The sequence below is a fragment of the Mesobacillus maritimus genome, from assembly GCF_044803185.1.
Lineage (GTDB): Bacteria > Bacillota > Bacilli > Bacillales > Cytobacillaceae > Mesobacillus_B > Mesobacillus_B maritimus_B.
In genome coordinates this window covers 2,345,732-2,362,301 of record NZ_CP085225.1, presented here as the reverse complement: position 1 = coordinate 2,362,301, position 16,570 = coordinate 2,345,732, and the positions used below count along the sequence as shown (strand labels likewise).

General features: G+C 39.7%; 16 protein-coding genes. 5 read left to right on the top strand and 11 right to left on the bottom strand.

Annotated elements, in window-relative coordinates; all coding sequences use genetic code 11:
* Positions 1 to 108: 108 nt before the first annotated feature.
* The 3 genes from LG336_RS11290 to LG336_RS11280 form a co-directional block, all read right to left on the bottom strand.
* Positions 109 to 3,249 carry an SbcC/MukB-like Walker B domain-containing protein gene (locus LG336_RS11290; RefSeq protein ID WP_404332623.1) on the bottom strand — a complete coding sequence of 1,047 codons (3,141 nt, stop codon included), beginning with the start codon at positions 3,247 to 3,249 and terminating at the stop codon, positions 109 to 111.
* A complete protein-coding gene (locus tag LG336_RS11285; protein ID WP_404332622.1) occupies positions 3,246 to 4,391 on the bottom strand; it encodes an exonuclease SbcCD subunit D in 1,146 nt (381 codons plus the stop codon). Before LG336_RS11285 ends, LG336_RS11290 begins: the two co-directional genes overlap by 4 nt.
* Positions 4,392 to 4,684: 293 nt before the next feature.
* Positions 4,685 to 5,764 (bottom strand): CotH kinase family protein, encoded by a 1,080-nt coding sequence (locus tag LG336_RS11280; RefSeq protein ID WP_404332621.1) that lies wholly within the window; start codon positions 5,762 to 5,764, stop codon positions 4,685 to 4,687.
* A gap of 164 nt (positions 5,765 to 5,928) precedes the next feature.
* Here LG336_RS11280 and LG336_RS11275 point away from each other — a divergent pair, with 164 nt between their 5' ends.
* Positions 5,929 to 6,522: a CotG/ExsB N-terminal domain-containing protein gene (locus LG336_RS11275; protein ID WP_404332620.1), complete on the top strand. Its 594-nt coding sequence runs from the start codon at positions 5,929 to 5,931 to the stop codon at positions 6,520 to 6,522.
* An 89-nt stretch (positions 6,523 to 6,611) separates the two neighbouring features.
* Here LG336_RS11275 and cspD read toward each other — a convergent pair whose 3' ends face one another.
* The 6 genes from cspD to LG336_RS11245 form a co-directional block, all read right to left on the bottom strand.
* Positions 6,612 to 6,812, bottom strand: a complete 201-nt coding sequence (cspD, locus tag LG336_RS11270; RefSeq protein ID WP_221870707.1) for a cold-shock protein CspD — start codon at positions 6,810 to 6,812, stop codon at positions 6,612 to 6,614.
* Positions 6,813 to 7,617: 805 nt separating this feature from the next.
* Entirely contained in the window at positions 7,618 to 8,175 is a 558-nt protein-coding gene (locus LG336_RS11265) for a 4Fe-4S dicluster domain-containing protein (RefSeq protein WP_404332619.1), read from the bottom strand.
* Positions 8,172 to 8,435 carry a chaperone NapD gene (locus LG336_RS11260; protein ID WP_404332618.1) on the bottom strand — a complete coding sequence of 88 codons (264 nt, stop codon included), beginning with the start codon at positions 8,433 to 8,435 and terminating at the stop codon, positions 8,172 to 8,174. The genes LG336_RS11265 and LG336_RS11260 overlap by 4 nt, the downstream gene beginning before the upstream one ends.
* Before the next feature lie 18 nt (positions 8,436 to 8,453).
* Positions 8,454 to 8,858, bottom strand: coding sequence for a nitrate reductase cytochrome c-type subunit (locus tag LG336_RS11255; RefSeq protein WP_404332617.1), 405 nt, complete (start codon positions 8,856 to 8,858; stop codon positions 8,454 to 8,456).
* Between the two features lie 13 nt (positions 8,859 to 8,871).
* Complete coding sequence (napA, locus tag LG336_RS11250) at positions 8,872 to 11,403, bottom strand: nitrate reductase catalytic subunit NapA (protein WP_404332616.1); 2,532 nt, start codon at positions 11,401 to 11,403, stop codon at positions 8,872 to 8,874.
* A gap of 267 nt (positions 11,404 to 11,670) precedes the next feature.
* Positions 11,671 to 11,985: a hypothetical protein gene (locus tag LG336_RS11245; RefSeq protein ID WP_404332615.1), complete on the bottom strand. Its 315-nt coding sequence runs from the start codon at positions 11,983 to 11,985 to the stop codon at positions 11,671 to 11,673.
* A 391-nt stretch (positions 11,986 to 12,376) separates the two neighbouring features.
* Here LG336_RS11245 and LG336_RS11240 point away from each other — a divergent pair, with 391 nt between their 5' ends.
* The 4 genes from LG336_RS11240 to LG336_RS11225 all read left to right on the top strand — a co-directional run bounded on the left by LG336_RS11240 (position 12,377) and on the right by LG336_RS11225 (position 14,948).
* On the top strand, positions 12,377 to 12,613 hold the full coding sequence (locus LG336_RS11240; RefSeq protein ID WP_404332614.1) for a hypothetical protein: 237 nt from the start codon (positions 12,377 to 12,379) through the stop codon (positions 12,611 to 12,613).
* A 197-nt stretch (positions 12,614 to 12,810) separates the two neighbouring features.
* Positions 12,811 to 13,443, top strand: a complete 633-nt coding sequence (locus tag LG336_RS11235) for a LysE family transporter (protein WP_404333138.1) — start codon at positions 12,811 to 12,813, stop codon at positions 13,441 to 13,443.
* A 143-nt stretch (positions 13,444 to 13,586) separates the two neighbouring features.
* Positions 13,587 to 13,907: a hypothetical protein gene (locus LG336_RS11230; protein WP_404332613.1), complete on the top strand. Its 321-nt coding sequence runs from the start codon at positions 13,587 to 13,589 to the stop codon at positions 13,905 to 13,907.
* Between the two features lie 246 nt (positions 13,908 to 14,153).
* Entirely contained in the window at positions 14,154 to 14,948 is a 795-nt protein-coding gene (locus tag LG336_RS11225; protein WP_404332612.1) for a TIGR00266 family protein, read from the top strand.
* 84 nt (positions 14,949 to 15,032) lie between these two features.
* On the opposite strand, the gene LG336_RS11220 is transcribed toward LG336_RS11225, so the two are convergent.
* Together LG336_RS11220 and LG336_RS11215 are read right to left on the bottom strand one after the other, a co-directional pair.
* Complete coding sequence (locus LG336_RS11220) at positions 15,033 to 15,851, bottom strand: ABC transporter ATP-binding protein (RefSeq protein ID WP_404332611.1); 819 nt, start codon at positions 15,849 to 15,851, stop codon at positions 15,033 to 15,035.
* Positions 15,852 to 16,023: 172 nt separating this feature from the next.
* Complete coding sequence (locus tag LG336_RS11215; RefSeq protein WP_404332610.1) at positions 16,024 to 16,548, bottom strand: gamma carbonic anhydrase family protein; 525 nt, start codon at positions 16,546 to 16,548, stop codon at positions 16,024 to 16,026.
* Positions 16,549 to 16,570: the final 22 nt, after the last annotated feature.

Here is a 16,570-nt window from a genome sequence, read left to right as displayed (position 1 = left end):
CTATCGGAAGAATTCATACTCATTGAATTTTTAAAAAAGAAGGGCACACATTGGAATAAAGTGGACCCTTCTTTGGATTCTTCATGGTAGATGGTTAAAATCTGCTTTTTAAACTGAAAAATAAAACTCTGTTTCGCTTCCTGATTGGGTAGCAGTCACTTCTAGGCGGGCATCAATCCGTTCTTTTAATTCAGGTACATGTGAAATAATCCCGACTAAGCGACCGCTACTTTGGATATCTATCAATGCCTCGATTGCTTGATCAAGTGATTCAGGGTCAAGCGTTCCGAAACCTTCGTCGATGAACATCGTCTCTAGTGATACCCCACCGGCATAATTTTGAACAACATCAGCTAATCCAAGTGCTAAGGAAAGGGATGCCTTGAAGCTTTCCCCACCCGAGAGTGTTTTTACATGGCGTGTTTGACCCGTATACTGGTCAAAAACCAACAGTTCTAGTCCACTCTGGATATTCCCCTTCGAACGGTCTGTTTTTCGCAGCAGTTTATAACGGCCACTTGTCATTTTTCCCAACCGTACATTCGCTTCAGTCAAAATATCATCAAGAAACGCAGCCAGAACAAAGCGTTCAAAAGTAATTCGATACGTATTCTGTCCTTTCGAAATTTCGTAAAGATGTCCAATTAGTTTATACCGCTCTTCTAATGACTTTATATTCTCATTGATGCTCTCGACAGTAGCGACAATCTGTTCATTCTCACGCAACTTAATATAGAGATTTTGATATTCCTTCTCTATGTCTGTAATTAACCTATCGAGCTCTAATAAAGCTTTGCGCACACCATCAATATCAGGACGTTTTACATCTTTTAATAGCTTTGTGTATTCTTCTAATCGATCCGAAACAGAACGAAACTCTTCGCGATAATTACGGGTTTCCGCTTCTAGTTTTTCAATCATCGCGTCCTCTCGTTTCGCTTCCCGATAGTGAGAGTAGGTTTCAAAGCCTTGTTGATTCATCGTTTCTATAAAAGTAGCACGCTCATCAGCTAATTTTGTTTTCGTCTCATAGAGTCGCTTTTCCGCTTCTTCGGAGCGAGTATTTTCCTTATCTAGTAAATCCTTAGCATCCTGGTATCGCTGTTGCGCCATTTCAAGCTGCCTAGCCAAATCTTCCTGGGTACGAATAGCATGTTTATACTGTTCTTCAAATGCCTGCCAGGAACGCAAATCCTCAGGGATACTATCCATCATTCGTGCCAATGTCGTTTTTTTCTCCGTATATTGAATCGTAAGTTGTTGCAACTCACTTTCAAGTGTTTTCTTATTCTCCACTAGCTCTACTTTCAAGTTTTCAAACTTTGTTAGCTCTTCTCTCACTAGCGGTAGACGTTTGATTTTACTAGAAGCTGTTTGTTGGTCTGTGACAAGCTGAGAAAGCTTGGATTCCACTGTTAGGATGCGATTCGGTAATTCATCTGCATCAGCAAAATCAGGATGTATACCCTTAAGATTAGATAATAATTCCTCGCCATTTTCTACTAGTGTATTTAGTGCGAGGCTTATCTCCATAAAAACTTTTTCGCATCTATTTTTTTCTTTCTCTAAGAGATCTACTTGTTCTCTGGCAGCTTTAATATCCTTCTCGGTAGGAATTGCCCCCTCGTCAGCTCTAGCTGGCTTAGGATGATGTTCTGAGCCACAAACCGGACATTCATGGCCATAAGTTAAATTGCTAGCTAATACAGCTGCCTGCGAATGCAACCATGTTTGTTCGAGAGTTAGAACTAGTGCTTTCCCATCGCGGAGTCTTGCTTCGGCATTTTCCAATTCAGCTCTTCGCTTAGCATTTTCTAGGTTACCTTTCTGAATTCGATGCGTAATTGTTTCGTATTTTTTTAGCTTGTCCAATTCATGTTCAAGTTTTTCAATTGTCCGTTCACCCTCTAGGAAGGTAAGTTGTGATTTTTCTATCTCTTCTTTATTAATTTGTAAGGTTGTCAGCTTTTCCTCAGCTTGCCGTACTGAAATTTCACATTGCTCATTTTGCTTTTGAACCGAAGTCAGACTTTGGTGTACGTGTTCCGTTTCCTGTTTCATCCCCGAAAAAGCTTTTACATCGTCTTTCATATGTTCTAGCCGACTGACTGCCTCAGCCGCATCCTTCCGCTCTTGTTCCCGATTTGTTTGACGTTCGAACTCTTGCTTACTTACATTCAGTTTTTCTGTTAAACCAGCGATTTTCTCAGAAGTGGACTTCAAGAATGCCTCCACCTGATCAAGATCCTTTTTCAGACTATGACATAGCGACTCTTGACTTTCAAGAATTGCCGCCTTTTTGGCATTTTGTATTTCTTGTTCCTTTGCCTCATAAACTACTCTTTGTCCTTCAAGTTCAATCTTCTTTTGTTGAAGTCCTTCCATCACCTGGAGCTGCTTTAAAATGGATTCAGCTTCAAAGAGCTGTTGCTGCACCCGGTCCCGCTTTTGTTGCTTATCGTTTTTTGCTTCATTTAAACCTGCTAGTTTTACCTCCATCGCAACAATTTCTTCTTTTATCAAAGGAATCATTAGGACATCATTTGTACTAGCACCTTCAAGATATTCTTTTAATTCTTCCTTTTCAAAGGAATGCGCCCTCCGAAGGGTAGCATTTCGCTCATCGATTTGGACTTCAACAGTCTTTTTAAGTTCTGTGGCTTCCTCTTTCAGCCGCTCCTCTACTTTTTTATATATTTCAGTGTGAAAGAGCCTCTGCAGGATTACTTCTTTATCTTTACTATCAGAAGTTAATAGTTTTCTAAATTCCCCTTGGGGAATCATTAGAATTTGGCGAAACTGATTGCTATCTATAATCATTATTTCTTTAATTTTTTCGTCCACATCGCGAACATTGGCTGCTAGTAGTTTCGGAGCATTGTCACTCTCTATAAGATACAGCTCAGCCTTTGCCCCAACGGTTGTATAGCCATCTCCACGCTCTTTCCGCTTTTCCTGCTGAGGAGACCGGGTAATTCGATAGGTTTTTTGACGAAGTGAGAAATCAAGACTAACCTCTGTCAATACTTCATCCTTAGCAAACTGACTACGAAGATCGGTACCATTACGGTCTTCTCCACTTGCCTTACCGTAAATTGCATAACTAATCCCGTCAAAAATCGTAGTCTTCCCGGAACCAGTTTTACCTGAAACAACAAACATCGTCCGATTTTCAAGTCTAGTAAAATCAATAATTTCCGTTCCTGCATAGGGTCCAAAAGCCTGTAGAGTTAGTTTTAATGGTTTCATCTTTGTCCCTCCGCTTTCAGGACTTTATTCATAATACCCGACATAACCTCACGCTTATCATCGGTGAACTCAGCCGTTGTCATTTCCCGGTAAAAATGTTCAAACAAGTCAATTTCTGATTTTTTGTCATCTTTAAAAGAATTGAAATGGGATAATTGCTTTTCATCTACTGACTCAATCTTCCTTTCTAGGTGAAGGACATTCGGATAGATTTGCCTCAGCTTGCCGATTGGGTCAATTAAAGAACCACCATCAAGAAGTGTAACTTTTAGGTAATCATCCACCTTCTGCTTATCATAAAATTGTGGATCAAGTAGTTCCTCGAGATGGCCTTCTACTTCCCGCATATCTTGCCTTGGATTTAGAGTTCTTTGTCTAATATCAAAACTCCCATTTTCCTTCATTTCAATAATAGAAATTGATTTCCGCTGTTTCGCTTCCGAAAAAGAGTATTTCATCAATGAACCTGAGTATTTAATCTTGTCATGGCGAATCGCATCTGGACTGTGCAGGTGGCCTAATGCTGTATAGGCAAAAGGGGCAAACAAATCTGAAGTTACACACCCTGACCCGCCTACCGACAAAGTTCGTTCCGATTCACTAGTCTCACCCCCAAGGACAAAGGCATGTCCAACCAAGACATTCGGTTCGTTTGGATTCATATTTTCTTCAATTCTACCAATGAGCGCTTTCATCGCATCTTGATGGGAATGAACTGATGGGTCATCAAGAAGGTGGCGGACTTGTCCAGGCTCAGCGTATGGAACTAGGTGGAAATTGACTCCATTAACCTTAACCGGGTGTAGGTCGGCAGTTAACTTTCCTGTTAAATAAAAATGATTATGTCTATACCAAGAGCTTCCAAAAGAAAGACGCTCGGCACTATCATGATTTCCTGCTATCGCAACAATCGGAATGTTAAGCTCAACATTTATCTTAAAAAGCACCTCGTCTAAAAGCTCCACGGCATCGATTGGCGGCACCGAACGGTCATAGAGATCACCAGCTATCACGACCGCATCTGGTTTCTCTTCGGCTACTACTTCGATAAATTGGTTGAGCAGAAAACGCTGATCTTCCGTCATATAAATTCCGTGAACGAGCTTACCCAAATGCCAATCTCCTGTATGGATAAATTTCAAGTTCTTCACCTCTCCTTTATCTCTATCTGCAATGCTATTATTATAGCAGACAAGTTATCTCCTTAAGCCGGACAAAATAAGGAAACAATTCCAAGCACATGTCTCCTTTTAAACACAGGGGCGTGTCCTGCTAAACACCATATGTAATGAAAATTTGCCAAGCCCTATAAAAGGAACATTTGTTCTTATTTTACCAATAAATACAGAAAGAATCTACCAAGAACTATATCGAAAAAAAATAAAAAAAGGATGCATCAATATTTACTATTAATGCATCCTTGTTTAGCCTTATATCAATTTAATTTATACAATTGTTCTTTAATAAACCTTCGTCTCTTTTCAATAAACTCTGCAATCACAGTGGGTTCTCGGTCAAATTGTTCGATTGCATGTTTTTTATAGGGATCTTTAAGAACGTACGGTCGTAGATTGTTGGCAAGGCGCTCTACTTTAGGGTTCATCTGTTCTAAAGTAAAAGAGGCATTTATCAGCTCCACTAAGATTTGTTGATAGCGACTTCGAAAGGAATCCACGTCCAGAATTCTAGCAGTTAAGGTGTTAAAACCATTGATTGGCACGAAGTCATGAGCTAAAAGCCTTCCATGGACATCTCTCCCCCAGGTAGCATCATAATCCCATGGAATCAATTCAAAACGTCCTGCAGCACCATTTCGATATAAAGCATAATTATGAACAAATCCATCATAGTTTTGGGTAAGCACGACCCCTGCTAGCCAGTGTAGATATTTTTCAACGTCTAGGATTCTAACAATCTCCCTTTTAAAATCTGCACGAGATAAGGTATTAATCTTTACAATCATTTCTTCTAAATACAGTTCGGTCTTTTGATTACCGTATTTCCTTTCATAACCAGAAATGAGCGATGCTTTCGCTTTCTTATCAATCGCACTTAGTAACGAAAAATTCCCATCCCCATTTACGGCATAAAAAATGGCCCCTAAAGGGAGGTTTCTTTTAACTAAAAACTGTTTATCGACTGATTCAAGCTCTAAGTAAATCCCTTCGGCCTTCCCATTCAGATTTAAGAAAACATGTTTAGACGTTGGCGATAGACAACCGATCTCCGAAAAAAAATCAAGGGATAGCTTGTTTCTAATGAATGAAGGATCTTTATATTCTGCATTGAGATGAATTTCTCGCGCACCTTGATAAGTAGGTGGATGATAAAAACCAACATGGTAAGACTTTTTTTTAAACTCGCGAATATGGGAACCACGATAAGCGATATCAACATCCAACTTTTCTCTTTGAATCAAGAGCTTTGCTGGGAATGGATCGTCAATCCATACGTCTCGCTGGAGTTCTTTTAAGTCTAGGGGTTCAAGATTTAGGTTGTAAATAGGAATGCTCATGATACTCCCCCTTTTTCCTTTTATTAAATCGTATGTAAAGGGGGACCATGTCCTCTAAATCATTCGTCCATTTTTATAAAAAATACGCACTAGCCTACCACCTTTTTAGGTCATTACAGTATTTTATTAATAGAACAAGAAATAAACATAAGGGAGGTTTGGTTTTGAAACGTTCATATTCAAGTCATGATATCGAAAAAGCGGTTGAGGTGGCTGAGGCAAGAGGTCTTAATAACTTTATGAAGCAACACCCACGTGAAAAACGCCGTGATACCCTTGAAAAGACTGAAAGTACTGATTATAGGGAACTTACTGGGGGGGACAAAGGGATAGAAACGCCAAAGAAGAACATTTTTGATGTTATCATGTTCGGTTCCCCACAACCTAAAACGCACTATACGGATTCATTTACAGACGAGTTAACTACGAGTAGCATGAGTGAAAGCCGTGAGTCTCATGGGTTAGAAGATGATATAGGCACCTGTGATCCTTGCGAAGAAGTCCAAGAAATTGTAAGAGGAATTAAAGCTGGAAAATATAAGCTTCGAACGACAGCCTTACTGGATGACAGCGACACTGGAAGAACTCATGATAATAAAAGAAAAAGGCTAAGACATCCTGAACACTGGCGTACTGTAAACAATCCTGAAAGAAATTATGGAATGAACGAGGTACAACAAGATCAATTTAAATACCATAGGGCTTTCTGGGATGATGGGAATATGTGGGCTCTAAAAATGAGCAAAAAAAGCTCATAGAGAAGGTGTAAATCAATCAGTACCGTAAAATGGAACTAAAAAAAGCCCAACCAAAATGGCTGGGCTTAGAGTTTTATAGTTAAATTTAATTATAGTTTTACAACGTTAGAAGCTTGTGGTCCACGAGCACCTTCAACTACTTCGAAGGAAACTTCTTGACCTTCATCTAAAGATTTGAAACCTTCGGATTGAATAGCAGAGAAATGAACGAATACGTCATTGCCATCTTCAGTCTCGATGAATCCGAAACCTTTTTCAGCGTTAAACCATTTAACTTTACCGTTTTTCATTTAAAAAAATCCTCCTAGATTGGCTATCTAACTATAGCCGTGTTGTTTTTGCCATTTACAACGTTTAGCAATGCATTCATACTCAACTTATTCAAACCATATCATTTTCGAACAAGCTAATTGCGTTTTCTAACCCGTGCAATCGGCTCCTTAAATTTACCATCGTTTTTAAAAAATGTCAATATGAAAACCCTTACAAACTCTCCCGAACACCCTTCCATTTAGACCAATAAATAATGTTAAAAAACGATAAATGAATGAGAAAAAGAATTGCCAGGAAATGAGCTACTAAAATAAGTGGAGAAATTCCTTTTAATGAGGAAATAGCACAAAAAATAGATTAAATAGAGGGAAATATTCCCCCTATTTAATCGAAAAACATGAAAATGGACCATTTTGCTTTGTCTTAACGGGAAAAACTCCTCTTATATCCACCGACCTAGCTCTATTCTGCAGGCTAACGGGAAAAACTCCGCTTATTTAAATTATCAGTGGTTACTCAATTAAGGATAAGAAAGAATGTCTGCTTCATTTAGCTGCCTCTCAGACATCAACACCCTCCCGCACACCAATTGGTATAACAATTAGCATGCGAATTTTCATGCTAACAAAAACTTATGACACTATGTTATAAGGGGTTCGAAATTCAGGGCGGATTTACCGTTCATTTTATTATCCCCCATATATATCAACAAAAGAAGCAGTCTAATTCAGTTGCGAATAGGACTGCTAATTGGTGTGCTAATTTAGTTTTTGTATTCGAAATCCGAACTCGTTACAAAAGATGAGGAGAGTTTTTCTTTTTTTAATTTTTTACCCAGACTCCGGCAGACTCTGAAATGCAGCTTGAAACACAAAGTCCACACCCTGTACAGTTCTGTGTATTCACGACCAGTTTTCCATTGCTAACTGCTAGTGCTCCTTCTTCAGGACATGCTCTGATACAGTATTCACATAAAATGCCCTTAAAGGTCAAGCAATGTCCTTGTTGAACCTCAGCCCGTCCTATTCTTTTGGATTTCCCACCACTAGCTAGGCTTGTGGTTAAGGCTCCTGCTTCACAAGCATCGATACATTTCCCACACATGGTACAAGGACTGACATTCGGATTTAAAAACGGGGTGCGCGCTAACTTCGCTCCACTTTTGATTGAGAAAAGACTAATGCTGTCCTCTGGACAAGCTTCCTTGCATACTCCACACCTGGTACAAGACGTTAAAAACGCAACTTCATCTCCTGCTCCAGGGGGCCTGAAAAAATAACGGTCTGTTTCCACTTGTGAAAAAAATAGATTCCCAAGAAAGCCAACACTTGCATCCAAGTTTAGAGAGAGGAATTGACGGCGATTTACTCGATTGGTCATTGGCTGATTACTGCCTCAAGATAATTAGGTTCTTCTTCAAAATGATTGTAAACCAGACAAACCAATAGGATGCTAGGAATCTGTTTAAAGGTATCCGAAATTTTATAACTTTGGTCAACCGTATCGGCTTCTATCGTAAGAATAATTTTGTGATTTTTTTCAATATGATGAATCTCAACCCCCTTCATTTTGCCTAACTCTTTAGCGGCATCCTCGGCCTTTCCTGGGACAGTCTCCACATATAATCCAGAAATAATCATTTCTTATTTCCTCCGATTTCACTCTTCACTATTGAAAACTGTTTTCTGACCACTTTGATCTGCGTGGCACTGAATACAGTTGTCACGAAAAATTTGTCCGTCTTGATCCTCTAGATAATAATGATCCGCAGTTGGCTTTGGTGCTCCAGAAGCTCCGTTTTGGTGGCAAGATAAACACCCTTGATGCCGTAACTCTGGTACCCAACGGTCAATATGGTCAACCGGTTTCATGGGCGGTGCCCCGACCAACCCCATTGTTTCTGCGTTAGGGCGACCCTCTTCCTCTAATTGGACAAGAATTGGACTGTCTAGCTCAGAACTTACCTCACTCCTCTTCCCACCATCAACCACAACCGTCACAACGATTGCTAAAGCAAAAACAAAGATGAACAATCCAATATAAAGCAATTTTTTTGATTTCATCGGTCCCGCCTCCCTAAGCCTTTACAATTTTCACGGCACATTTTTTAAAGTCTGGCTGTTTAGAAATCGGGCAATAAGCATCCAGAGTAACCAGATTAATTAGGGTTTCTTCCGCAAAGAATGGTACATAAATGAGGCCCTTAGGGGGAGTCCCTGTTCCTTTGGTTTCTACTTTTATCGTTACTTCTCCCCTTCTTGATACAATCTTAATTTTGTCGCCACGAATGACGCCAAGTTCCTTCGCATCTTCAGGGTTTAACTCACAGAACGCCTCTGGTACCGCTCGATGCAATTCTGGAACCCTTCTTGTCATAGAGCCGGTATGCCAGTGCTCAAGGACCCTGCCTGTACATAGCCAAAAAGGGTATTCTTTATCTGGAATTTCTGCTGCATCTTCAAAAGGTCGAAAAATCACAGAAGGACGATGGTCTACCGACTTGTAAAAATCGATATTTTTATATTTTCCTTGTTCCCCAAACTCCTCAATTCCATATTGATCAAATCCGTCTTCTTGTTTGCCATCGGCATAACGCCAACTTGTTTCAAGCCATTTACCATTAACATTGCGAACTGGCCAGGTCAGCCCTTGTTTAAGATACTCTTCATAAGGCGCCAGCTGCTTGGCAGTTAATTTTAACTTTTTCCCTAATTCTTGAACCTTTAGGCTTGAATGTTCATGCGGATTCGTAAAATATCGGTATTCCTCAAATAACGTTTTATTCAACTCACGTTGGTCTTCTAGGACGTCATTCTTTTCGTAATCCCAAACATTTCCAAATAAAACATCAAAAGCTGGTTGATCACCAATCTTTTTCCGTTCAAGAACTCTTTTTGCAACCTGGATAATTGCCCACAAATCATGCTTTGATTCACCTGGTGGTTCAACAAGCTTTTCAAAGATATTCGTTCGTCTTTCGGCATTTCCAAACTGTCCTTCACGTTCAATCCACATCGCCACTGGAAGAACAACATCTGCCAATTTAGTCGATTTTGTCGGGTACCCTTCGGAGACAACAATAAAGGCATCCAACACGCCCTTACCGTCCTCATCCTTACCGCTAAAACGGTTTAGTTTCGGTAAGCTTTGGCCCCAGTTATTGGACATACTCCATAGGAATTTAATATTTCCTAAGCCTAGTTCTCGGAACATTTTAATCGTATGGAAACCCGGCTTCTCGATTGGGTCCAAGTAGCCTTTAGGAAGATTCCAAACCAATTCTGCATATTGTCTATGCTCAGGATTGTTCACGACCATATCTGAAGGTAAACGATGGGAGAAGACGCCTACTTCTCTAGCCGTACCACAAGCACTTGGCTGACCAGTTAATGAAAATGGTCCACTTCCAGGCTTTGATATCTTTCCAGTTAAGAGATGCAAATTATATATCAGGTTATTGATCCATGTGCCCCGTGTATGTTGATTGACACCCATTGTCCATAACGAGACGATTTTCTTTTCAGGGTCAGCAAACTGTTGAGCAAGTGACCGCAAATCTTCAACAGCTACATTTGAGAGTGTAGAGACCTTCTCAAAGGTATACTCACTTAATCGTTCTTTATATTCATCAAAAGAAATAGGCCAGTTTTTATCTGCCGCTTGTCCAACTTCACTAGAATCATAGTCATCTTCAAGTGAATGTCCGAGGTTCTCTGTTCCTGCCTTAAATTGCAGGTGTTCTTCAGCAAATTTTTTATCATATTTGTCATTCTGGATTAGATAATTAGCAATCGCATTAGCGATTGCAAGGTCTGTTTGTGGTCGGAAAACCATTGTGATGTCGGCTGATTCGGAAGTTCGTGATTTCCTTGTTGTTAAGTCATAGTGCAGCACACCAGGGGCACTAAGTTTTCTTGCAGTTAGTCTAGAGTAAAGCACTGGGTGCATCTCGGCTACATTTGCTCCCCAAGTAACGAAGACATCCGTTTGATCAAGGTCCTCGTATGCCCCCATTGGCTCATCAGATTGAAACGTACTCATAAAACCCGTTACGGCACTGGCCATACATAGTCTTGCATTAGGGTCAATATTGTTATTTAGCATTCCAGCTTTCCATAATTTAACCGCTGCATAGCCTTCCGTAATGGTTTGCTGACCTGACCCCCAGAAAGCAATAGAATTTGAATCTGTGTCATGGGCTTCACGCATTTTTTTCGAAATTAATTCTAACGCCTCTTCCCAAGTTGCTTCCCTAAACCCTCCCATCGTTCCTTTTTTGCTTTTATCTTCACGAATTAAAGGTTTCGTAATCCGATCTTTTCCAAATAAAATTTTCCCTGCATAATACCCTTTAATACAATTTAACCCTTTGTTCGAGAGGTTATTGGGATTGCCTTTTGTTGCGATAATTTTTCCATCTTTGATGCCTATGAGCATTCCACAACCTGTCCCACAAAAACGGCAAACGGATGGTTTCCATTCATCAGGCTCTACCGAAGCAGACCTTTCTACGGATGCTGGTTTTCCTTCTAATTGGTTGCAACCGGCAGCGGCCATTGTCAATGAAACTGCTGTCGCCTTGAGCAGAGTTCTTCTTTTGAGCTCCATATCTTTGCCTCCATTTTTCTTAGCATATAGATTAGCGTATTCGGGTAAGGGCCGCGGTTCAATATCCTTTTAATGCAATTCACAAAACATTCATGTCTTTATGTCAAATTTGCTCATGATTGAACAAATTCCTTGTTTTTAGCTACTATCTATTGCTAAGGCTGTGTATTAGACGTGGTTGTTAATACTGCTAACATAAGAAAAAAGAAACCCCTAAAGCCATATGGCCATAAGGGTTTCTAGGAGGTTGTTTAGGGTGTCCAGTCCTTATCTTCTACGACGTCTTTTCTTCCTGTCGTCATCGTCTTCATCTCGAATTCCAGCAACGAGATCATTAATTAGACAACGGCGAACTGCACGGCAAATGTCTTCACTGTCAACAAAAGCCTTCACTGGAATCTTGAAGTTATCAAAAGTTCCAAGTACATCATCATCGTCTCTTTTGCGTCTTCTGTCAGTAACACCTGCTACGTCTCCTGTGTCTCTCTTGCGACGGCGTCCAGTAAAAGCACCTGCAACATCGTCTCTTCTTTTTCCGTCACTTGTGAAAAGTCCTGCGACATCATCATTAAAGTAACCCATAAGATATTCCCTCCTTTCATCTTTGTACTGTATACTATGTAATCCTCGTACAGGCTGTTAAGGCGAACAACTATACATCAGTAAATATGGGTCGTTAGAATGTTACAAATCTTATATATACTTCACTTACTTATACTCTTGGTTAACTTGGAAGGGATAAACCGTAAATATAATAGTGATATAGCACCAGGGTAACAAAAGGAAATTTACATCCTATAATGGTTGGATAAATTGATGGTTTTTGTGTTATAATATTAAATTTTTCATACCTTATATAATAGGAAACGAATCTCCTCATATTCTTCGTATTTCCCATAACCATAGGATTACCATTAAAACTTACACTGGATTTTTGTTCGTAAGGTACCTCAAAATTTTAGGAGGGATGACCATGGGAGAAATACTAATCATTATTTTCCTGATTCTCTTTTTTGTTTTTTTTAAGATGGCGATAGCCTCCTACTTAAAGAAAACAACTAAAAAGCTTCTCTACTTTTCACTTAGCCTTCTATGTATGTTTAGTGTTGTGATGATGCTGTTTTTATTCCCAACTAGTTTTAAGGATGTTAGAAGTGACAAGCAGACATCCCCACTAACTGAAACTAGAAAATCATTCAAACGACCCTAATAACTAAATTCCTCAAAAAAGAAAAAGCCTGAGAATATAATTGAGGAAGGATAAGGTGATTTATCGAAATGAAACCTATGTCTCCCCCAGATAATGAGGTGGAGGCATTTTTATTGGGACAAGGAGTTTTAAATTCCAAACCTTGTTCATAAGATGTAAAAACTTATAACGAGCCTTGGGAGTGGGTACCTTTGAATATTAGTGTAAATTTATTAGTTAGTTATATCTTTTTAGGTATAACTCTAGCTGCTCCAATCGGCCCAGTTAACTCTGCTCGATTGGACAAAGGGATTAAAAATGGCTTTTGGCATGCATGGATTGTCGGAACAGGTTCAATGATTGCCGATGGAATTTTCATGATTATGATTTATTTAGGACTTGTTAACTTTTTGGACATCCCTATCATTCAAATTTTCCTGTGGCTTTTTGGGGGATTTGTACTCATTTACTCGGGAGTTGAGAGTATTTTAGGGGCAAATAAATTTTCATTTGATAATCGAAGGCAAAAAGATTCCCTATTCAGATGCTTTCTAACCGGTTTTATTATGTCTATTACAAGCCCTTTGTCGATTTTGTTCTGGTTAGGGATATATGGTTCAATCCTTGCCAAAACGGCTTCCTCATATGGGACCGGTCACTTATTGGTATACAGTAGTATGATTTTTCTAGGCTTGGCGGTTTGGGATATACTTGTAGCTGCTTTAACCTCTGGTCTCCGAAATTATCTAAACTACAAAAGCCTCATTATAGTATCCGTCCTATCAGGTTTGTCACTAATTGGCTTCGGGCTTTACTTTGGATATCAAGGAATTCAAGCACTCCTTCCCTGACTAACTCCACGGGGCAAGCCCACGTGACTTGACGGACAAATTCCATAACTGTTATTAAATTTTGTTTAAAATTGTAGAATAAATGCCCACATCTAGGACCATTCTATTGTTATGGAGTAGGTTAATTATTTCTAGGGGTGCTAATGATGACAGTTTTTGTTTATCAGACATTTGAAATCAAACAGGATAAATTTCAAGATGCAATGGAAAATTTGAAGGAATTGCAAAAATTTAGAAATGAGCATTTCGATCAAAAAGTAGAGATTTTATCCCCCATTTCTGGACAGGATCATACATATGCTCTTCTGTCGACTTATGACGGACTAGCTGAGATGGAGCTTCAGGATAAAAAAATGTTTGATGACGAGAAATACCTAAAACTCATTGGCGACTTCTTCCTGAAAAATATCATTCAAGGAAGTATGCATACGCAAATCTATCGTACAAGCGCTGCCAAAGGGTAGAAAACACTTGAATCAATCAGTCCATTAGTAAAAAAAGAATATGGAAGATCACCAGGGGTGGCACTTAAAGGTCACCCCTTTATCTATTGGGCCTAAGTGACATTAGGACGCACTAGAAGTTAATAAAACCTTACCAACAATAAATTATTTCCTCAATAAAGAAAAATGTCGAAAATATATTTGAAACTTTTACCAGTCTAGTTCGTACAGATTACTGAAAGTAGATGAAAAAATGGGGATGATGAGATGAATAACCATGAAATTGATTACGAATTATTTGGAGACGATATGCAGTTTGTGCAGGTAGAACTTGACCCAGGGGAAACAGTAATCGCTGAAGCTGGAAGTTTAATGATGATGGATGATGGTATCGGCATGGAAACGGTATTCGGAGATGGCTCATCCAATCAGGGTGGGCTAATGGGGAAACTCCTCGGAGCCGGAAAACGCGTCCTTACAGGTGAAAGCCTGTTTATGACGACATTCACAAATGAACGTAGTGGAAAGAAGCGGGTTTCCTTTGCCTCTCCCTATCCCGGTAAAATCATTCCTTTAGACTTAAGTGAACTTGGAGGCAAAGTGGTTTGTCAAAAGGATGCTTTCTTAGCTGCAGCAAAGGGTGTTTCTGTTGGGATAGAATTTCAGCGAAAAGTAGGAACAGGCTTCTTTGGCGGAGAAGGCTTCATTATGCAAAAACTCGAAGGCGATGGTATGGCTTTTGTGCATGCTGGAGGAACACTATATAAACGAACTCTTGAGCCAGGAGAAGTGCTCCGCATTGATACAGGTTGCCTAGTTGCTATGACCCAAAATGTAGACTATAACATCGAAATGGTGCGTGGGGTTAAAACAGCGTTATTTGGTGGTGAGGGTCTATTCTTTGCTACGCTCCGTGGACCAGGAACCGTTTGGATTCAATCCCTCCCATTCAGTAGACTAGCAAGCAGAGTTTTTGCCGCTGCTCCACAAACAGGAGGAGCCTCGAAGGGAGAAGGAGGAATCGGGGGATTATTTGACATTCTCGGTGGAGATAGAAATTAACAATAAGCGCAAACGCTGTGTTCAGCAATCACTTAAAAAGGCCTCCAAAAACCATTTCGTTTTTGGAGGCTTATTTGTGGTTAATTATCTTTTCTCTGCGTAGGATTTAATCCGAATCCAAGGACGCCCATTTTCCCATACTAATGAGATTGGGACACGAAATGTTTGTTCTAATAAAGATTCGGTTAGCGTTGATGATTTGTGCCCACTGGCCACAACCTCACCAGACCGAATCAACAATGCATTGGTAATAGAAGGAACAATCTCTTCAATATGATGGGTCACGTATAAAAGGGTCGGTCCACCAGGAGTTACAACCATCTCATCAATGGTTGAAAGTAATTCTTCCTTAGAATAGATATCAAGGCCGTTACAAGGCTCATCCAATATTAATAGTTTCGGAGACGACATTAAGGCGCGTGCAATCATGGCTTTCCTTCTTTCTCCTTGAGATAAAGAAGAAACTAATTGATTTGCTAGATGCCTAATTCTAAATTTTTGTAGAAACTCTGTCGCTATTTCTACATCCTGTTCGGTAATTTCTTCATACAAACCAATCGAGGCAAATTTTCCACTCAAAACTACTTCTAGTGTCGTATCACTTGGACGGGACTGGTATTGATCATCTAATGACGAACTTACCCAACCGATTGATTTTCTCAATTCAGGGATATTGGTCTTTCCGAATAGATTTCCCAACACCGATATTTCCCCGCCATTTGGCCATTGGTATCCCGTAATCATCTTTAATATGGACGTTTTACCGGAGCCATTTAATCCGAGTAACGCCCAGTGTTCCCCACTTTGCACGTCCCATGAAACGTTTTTTAAAATATCTTTGCCATTTCGATGCCAGACGATGTTTTGAAGCGAGATGACATCTCCTTTACTAGTGTTACTCATCGTGATCCCCCTATCATGTCATGTCTATTGAAAAGTATGTATTTTCAGTATATTCTAACATAAAACGAAAAAGAAAGTAAAAAATGGTGGCTTGGCCAGAAAACTTGTTTTCAGCACAATAAACCACCATCCCTATTAATCACTCTTAAAAAAATTCCAATGAGATAGAAATCTATTCTTTAGCAATAATTCCGGCATCTCTAAATCTTTTTCCATTTCTTTGATAGTGTTTAGCTCCTTCAAGGATCCTTTGTTTTAAGCTATCATTTATCGGTTTTAATGGTTTGGCCGGTACTCCTGCTGCAAGGATTCCTTCTTCAATAACCTTATTTTCTCCGACAACTGCTCCTGCTGCAACAACTGCGCCCTTTTTAATATGGGCCCCATTCAGGATAATTGCACCCATTCCAATTAGAGCACCATCCTCAATGGTACAACCATGAATGATACAGTTGTGCCCGATGGTTACATTTTTACCAATACGCACTGGATGCCCTTCATCAACATGGATGGTTGTTCCTTCCTGTACATTACTACCACTTTTAATTGTTATCGAATCATTCTCCGCTCGAAGAACAGAATTAAACCAAATGGATACATCCTTCTCCAAAGTTATATCACCAATTAAATAAGTACCAGGAGCTAAGTATACGGATTCGTCCACCTTCGGCCTCATCCCATCTAATTCATACAGCATTTTCATGTACCTCCAATTTTAT